This is a genomic window from Streptomyces sp. NPDC003036, assembly GCF_040611175.1.
In the GTDB taxonomy this organism is placed as follows: domain Bacteria; phylum Actinomycetota; class Actinomycetes; order Streptomycetales; family Streptomycetaceae; genus Streptomyces.
The window spans coordinates 130,354-136,621 of sequence record NZ_JBEXNO010000020.1; the positions used below are offsets into that span (position 1 = coordinate 130,354).

4 protein-coding genes and 1 pseudogene are annotated in these 6,268 nt (G+C 74.1%); 1 reads left to right on the top strand and 4 read right to left on the bottom strand.

Features of this window, described 5'->3' with window-relative positions; translation table 11 throughout:
- A pseudogene (locus ABZX67_RS17215) lies at window positions 1-408 on the bottom strand (hypothetical protein); the annotation flags it as partial.
- Window positions 409-562: 154 nt separating this feature from the next.
- Entirely contained in the window at window positions 563-1,534 is a 972-nt protein-coding gene (locus ABZX67_RS17220; protein ID WP_355360718.1) for an ROK family protein, read from the bottom strand.
- Window positions 1,535-1,823: 289 nt separating this feature from the next.
- Here ABZX67_RS17220 and ABZX67_RS17225 point away from each other — a divergent pair, with 289 nt between their 5' ends.
- A complete protein-coding gene (locus ABZX67_RS17225; protein ID WP_355360721.1) occupies window positions 1,824-2,858 on the top strand; it encodes a LacI family DNA-binding transcriptional regulator in 1,035 nt (344 codons plus the stop codon).
- Between the two features lie 44 nt (window positions 2,859-2,902).
- Here the strand turns inward: ABZX67_RS17225 and ABZX67_RS17230 are convergent, their stop codons facing one another.
- Complete coding sequence (locus ABZX67_RS17230) at window positions 2,903-4,636, bottom strand: serine/threonine-protein kinase (protein ID WP_355360724.1); 1,734 nt, start codon at window positions 4,634-4,636, stop codon at window positions 2,903-2,905.
- A gap of 78 nt (window positions 4,637-4,714) precedes the next feature.
- Complete coding sequence (locus ABZX67_RS17235; RefSeq protein WP_355360727.1) at window positions 4,715-6,040, bottom strand: aldolase/citrate lyase family protein; 1,326 nt, start codon at window positions 6,038-6,040, stop codon at window positions 4,715-4,717.
- Window positions 6,041-6,268: the final 228 nt, after the last annotated feature.

The window sequence follows — 6,268 nt, forward strand, 5'->3', positions numbered from 1 at the left end:
CGAGCCGTCGTCCTCCTTCGACGACTTGTGCTCCTTGTCCCAGTCGTCACCCGACGTCGTGGCCAGCAGACCGCCACCCGCGTGCACCCCACCACGCGGCTTGCCCTGCTCGTCCTTCTTCTCGTAGTCCTTCTTCGAGCCGTCGTCCTTCCTCGAGCCGTCGTCCTCCTTCGACGACTTGTGCTCCTTGTCCCAGTCGTCACCCGAAGTGGTGGCCAGCAGACCGCCGCCGGTGTGCACGCCGCCGCGGGGCTTGTCGTGCTCGTCCTTCTTCTCGTGGTGCTCGCTGCTGTACGAGGAGTCGCCCTTGTCCCGGTCACCGGCGTTGAAGGCGTAGGCAGCAGGAGCCGTGATCGCGAGAGCCGCCGTAACGGTGGCCGAGGCAAACACAATGCGAGCAGAACGCATGAGGGTTTCCTTCCATCGCGACCACGTCAGTCGGCTTGTGCCGGCTTATGGATCCGTAGCGCGACACCAACACCGTCAATCGACAGACCGCTGAGCACCACCTGGACGGGTATCTGGGTGAACAGACCTCCCAGCCCGGCGTCCGCCGGGCGCCTCAGCCCCTGAGGGAAACCGGTGCAGCCGTCGCCCCGTCAGACCGGCGCGGGGGCGCGGCCGCCGCGGCCGCGCCCAGCAGGCCCGCGTCGGTGCCGGTGAGCGCCGGGGCCACCGTCAGGCGGCGTACGAAGGAGAGGGTGGCGTAGTCGCTCAGGGCCCGCCGCAGCGGCGCGAACAGCACCTCGCCGGCGCCCGCCACTCCCCCGCCGATCACCGCGATCTCGATCTCGACGAGCGACGCGGTGGCGGCTATCCCCGCCGCGAGGGCCTGGGCGGCGCGCTCGAAGGACGCGACGGCGACCGGGTCCCCGGCGTGCGCGGCGGCGGCCACCGCGGCGGCCGTGGCGTCACCGTCGGGCCCTGGCCGCCAGCCGTTGTCGAGGGCGCGGCGGGCGATGTTGGGGCCGCTGGCGATCCGTTCGACGCAGCCGCGCGACCCGCAGGGGCACGGATCCCCGTCCAGCTCGACGCTGATGTGGCCGATGTGGCCGGCGTTTCCGGTGGGACCCGCGTGGAGCCGGCCGCCCAGGACGAGGCCGCCCCCGACGCCGGTGGAGACCACCATGCAGAGGGCGTTGGCGTGGCCGCGGGCGGCTCCCTGCCAGTGCTCGGCGGCGGTCATCGCGACACCGTCCCCGACGAGTTGGACGGGCAGGCCGCCGGTGGCCCGGCGCACCCGGTCGACGAGGGGGTAGTCGCGCCAGCCGGGCACGTTGACGGGGCTGACCGTACCGGCGGAGGCGTCGACCGGACCCGCGCTGCCGATGCCGACCGCCGTGACGGCGGCCCACAGCGGAGAGGAGGTCAGCTCGGCCAGGACCGACTCCACGGCGCGCATCACCGTCTCGCCGTCCTCGCGCGCCGGGGTCGGCCGCTGGGCCCGTACGAGGATCCCGCCGCGGCCGTCCACCAGGGCACCGGCGATCTTGGTGCCGCCGATGTCGAGCGCGGCGATGAGGTCGGAGTGCATCGGCGTGCGGTCCCCCGTGAGAGCTGTCAGTTACCGGCGCGTACCTACGCGTACCTACGCGTACCCGCGAGTACCTGCGAATACAGGCCTGGTTCACGAAGAGTCTGCCTGAGGATCCCGGCATTGACAACGTTGTCCAGGGCCTATGCTCGACGCCAACAGGCTTATACACCCATCCATCTCACTATCTGAACATCCGTCTCACCCGGCCATCCGACCGTCGGACCATCACATCCGACCCTCTGCCCCACCGACCCATCCGACGACGACAGGAAGCAGGAAGCGCGCTGTGGCCCAGACCGCCCGCCACCCCGACCACCGCTACGGCACCCGGCCCACCATGAAGGACGTGGCCGCCCGCGCGGGCGTCGGACTCAAGACCGTCTCCCGCGTGGTGAACGGCGAGCCGGGCGTCACCCCCGACACCGAGCGCCGCGTCCAGGAGGCCATCGAGGCGCTGGGCTTCCGACGCAACGACAGCGCGCGCGTGCTGCGCAAGGGCCGCACCGCCTCCATCGGCCTGGTCCTGGAGGACCTCGCCGACCCGTTCTACGGGCCGCTCAGCCGTGCCGTCGAGGAGGTCGCCCGGGCGCACGGGGCGCTGCTGATCAACGGTTCCAGCGCGGAGGACCCGGACCGGGAGCAGGAGTTGGCGCTGGCGCTCTGCGCGCGCCGCGTGGACGGGCTGATCGTGATCCCGGCCGGCACCGACCACCGGTATCTGGAGCCGGAGATCCGGGCCGGTGTCGCCACCGTCTTCGTGGACCGCCCGGCCGGGCGCATCGACGCCGACGTGGTGCTCTCCGACAGCTTCGGCGGCGCCCGCGCGGGCGTGGCCCACCTGATCGCGCACGGGCACCGCCGGATCGGTTTCATCGGCGACCAGCCGCGCATCCACACCGCCGTGGAGCGGCTGCGCGGCTACCGGGCGGCGATGGAGGACGCGGGGCTGGCGGTGGACGACTCCTGGGTTGCGCTGGGCTCGACCGAACCGGAGCGCGTGCGCGGCGCGGTCGCCGCGATGCTGGCCGCGCCGGAGCCGGTGACCGCGCTCTTCGCGGGCAACAACCGCGTGACGGTGACGGTGGTACGGGAGCTGGCCGGGCGCCCGCACCCGGTGGCGCTGGTCGGCTTCGACGACATCGAGCTCGCCGACCTGCTGGGCATCACCGTCATCGCGCAGGACGCGGCGGCGCTGGGGCGCACGGCGGCCGAGAGGCTCTTCCGGCGGCTGGACGGCTCGGACGACGCCCCGGCGCGCGTGGTGCTGGAGACGACGCTGATCCCGCGCGGCTCGGGCGAGATCGCGCCGCCGTCCTCCTGAGGCGGGGCCGGCCGACGCCCGGCCCCCTCTCACCGGCCTGCCCGTCAGCAGACCGGCAGGCCGGGCACCGGCGCGTCGTTGTCACCGCCCTGGATGTAGACGTCGCTCACCCACACGCCGGCGTTGCCGCTGTCGTCGTCCGTCTTGGCCCACCAGACGTTGGTCCACTCGCCGTGGGTCTCGCGGCGGCCGAGGTTCGCCTGGCAGAAGAAATAGTTCGTGCCGGCGTTGAGGACACCCGCCTCGCTGCCGTCGGCGCGGTACGACTTCGCCCGGGCCCACACCTGGCAGTTGTACTTGCCGCCGCCGATGGAGTGGCACACGGGTGCGGGGGCCGGCGCGGACGGAGGCGCGGGGTTCTCGCCGCCGCCCGCGCCCGTGCCCGTGCCCGTTCCGGCGCCCGCGCCCCGGGTGGCCGGCGTGCGCGTCGGCGGGCCGGACGGCTCCGCGCCGGCGGCCTTCCCGGACGGGGTGGACGCGGGCGCGGCGGCGGACGTGGACGGCCCGGTGTCGTCGCCCGGTGTCGCGTCGGCGGAGGAGGACGCCTCGGCGCCCTGGTCGAGCGGGCGGCCGGGGTCGCGCGTACCGGGCGTCGGATCGGCCTGGCCGCCCACCAGCGCCTGCCCGCCCTGGGGCTGGTCGCGGTCCATGAGGACGTACGTCACGCCGCCGCCCGCCAGCAGGACGGCCGCGGTCGCCGCGGCGACGAGGAACCTGGCGCGGCTCCGGCGGCGCGCCGCCCCGGACTCCGCCCGGCCGCCCGTCGGAGGGGCCGCCGGAACCGGAGCCCCCGGAACCGGAGCCCCCGGGGCCACACCCGCCGCCGGAACGGGAGCCACCGGGACCCCCGCGGCGGGCGGCGGGCCGAAGCCCTGCGGCTGGTGCGGCACGACGTTCCGCTCGGTCGGCACGTACGTCGGCGGGGGCGCCGCCTGCGGCGCCCGGCCCTCGGCCACCGCCGCCAGCAGCCGCGCCGCCGTCGCCGCGTCCGGCCGCTGCGCCGGGTCCTTGTCCATGAGCTGCCGCAGTACGGGGCCGAGGGCCCCGGCGCGCTGCGGCTCGGGGAGCGGCTCCGCGACGATCGCGCTGAGCGTCGACCACGTCGACGTACGGCGGAAGGGCGAGGAGCCCTCGACCGCCGCGTACAGGGTGGCGCCGAGCGCCCAGATGTCGGAGGGGGGTCCCGGCTCGTGGCCCTGGGCCCGCTCGGGCGCGAGGTAGTCGAGCGAGCCGACGATCTCGCCGCTGCGGGTGAGGTGGGCGGTGGCGCCGTCGCCGGCGTCGTCCATGGCGGCGATGCCGAAGTCCGTGAGGACGACACAGCCGGTGCGGTCCAGCAGGACGTTGCCGGGCTTGACGTCGCGATGCAGGACGCCGACGGCGTGGGCGGCGCCGAGCGCCTCCATCACCTTGGCGCCGATCGCGGCGGCCTCGCGTGGGTCCAGGACGCCGCGCTCGGCCAGCACGTCGTCGAGGGAGGGGCCGTCGACCAGCTCCATGACGATGACGGGCCGGCCCTGGTGGTCGGCCACGTCGTGGACGGAGATGACCCCGGGGTGGCGCACCCGCGCGGCCGCCCGCGCCTCGCGCTGCAGGCGCAGCCGCAGGTCCGCGAGTTCGTGTCCGGCGGAGTCCGTGTACGTACGGAGCTCCTTCAGGGCCACTTCGCGGCCCAGCACCTCGTCGAGCGCGCGCCAGACGACGCCCATGCCGCCGCGCCCGAGCTGCCGGATGACCCGGTAGCGCCCGGCGATCAGTTCGTTCTCCCCCGATGACACCGCTGCCCCGTCCCCTGTGTCGCGATTCCCGTCCGAATACGCGTACAGAGTACGGGGCAGCGGTGTGGGCCCCGGCCCCTACTGGGCCGTGGCCGTCAGGTCCCCGCGCCGCGGAGCGGCGAAGCCGTCCAGGTCGGCACGGGTGAGTCCGGTGAGACGGGCGACCTCGTCGGTGTCGAGGGCGCCGCAGTCGATGCCGCGCAGCAGGTAGGAGCTGAGGGCCTTGGCGGTGGCGGGCTCGTCCATGACGTCGCCGCCGGCGTGGTTGGCGTAGGCGGAGAGGCGCTTGGCGGCCTGCTCGAAGCCCTCGCGGTAGAAGGCGAAGACGGCGGCGTAGCGGGTCGGCAGGTGGCCCGGGTGCATGTCCCAGCCCTGGTAGTAGGCGCGGGCCAGGGCGCGGCGGGTGAGGCCGTAGTGGAGGCGCCAGGCGTCGTGGACCTTCTCGGTGGGGCCTACGGGCAGGACGTTGGTGGAGCCGTCGGAGACGCGTACGCCGGTGCCGGCGGCGGCGACCTGCATGATCGCCTTGGCGTGGTCGGCGGCGGGGTGGTCGCTCGCCTGGTAGGCGGCGGAGACGCCGAGGCAGGCGCTGTAGTCGAAGGTGCCGTAGTGGAGGCCGGTCGCGCGGCCCTCGGCGGCGTCGATCATGCGGGCGACGGTGGCGGTGCCGTCGGCGGCGAGGATGGCCTGGCTGGTCTCGATCTGGATCTCGAAGCCGAGGCGGCCGGCGTCGAGGCCGTGGGCCTTCTCGAAGGCCTCCAGGAGCCGGACGAAGGCGCCGACCTGCTCGGCGTAGGTGACCTTGGGGAGGGTGAGGACGAGGCCGTCGGGCAGGCCGCCGCGCTCCATGAGGCCGGTGAGGAAGACATCGGTGGTGCGGATGCCCCGGTCGCGTACGGCGGCCTCCATGCACTTCATGCGGATGCCCATGTACGGGGCGGCCGTGCCTCCCCCAGAGCCTTCGGCCTGGGAGGTGCCCCCAGCGTACGCCTCCGAGATCAGGCGCGCGGCGCGGGCGGCGTCGGCATCCTCGTCCTTGCCGCCGTACCCGTCCTCGAAGTCGACGCGCAGGTCTTCAATGGGCTCGCGCTCCAGCTTGGCCCGTACGCGTGCGTGGACGTCGTCGGCGAGCTCGGCGGAGAGGCCGAGGACGCCGGCGAGGGAGGCGGCGTCGGGGGCGTGCTCGTCGAGCATGGCGAGGGCCTGGTCGCCCCAGGAGCGGATGGTGCCCGCGTCGAAGACCTCACCCGGCACGTAGACGGTGTGGATGGGCTGGCGGGTGCCGGGGTCTCCCGGATAGCGGCGGGCGAGCTCCTCGTCGACCGAGACGAGGGAGGCGCTGATGCTCTCGCTGACCGCTCCGGCGAGGCTCGTCGCCACCTTCTCCTGCTGGCCCTGACCCATTCCCACACCCTCCGAATTTCCACTACACGGAAACAACAATCCGTATGGTGAAGTTAATGGGTGTCCCTGACATGCGTCAATGGTCCCTCCAACGGGCCGGGGCCGCGCGGTGGGATCACCCCGCCGCCCCCCGCCCCCCGCCCGGGCGCGCGGGGGGCCCCCCCCCACGCCTCATGGAACGCGACTTCGGCAGCTACACGCTGGAGAGCAAGTCCATCCTGCAGCGTC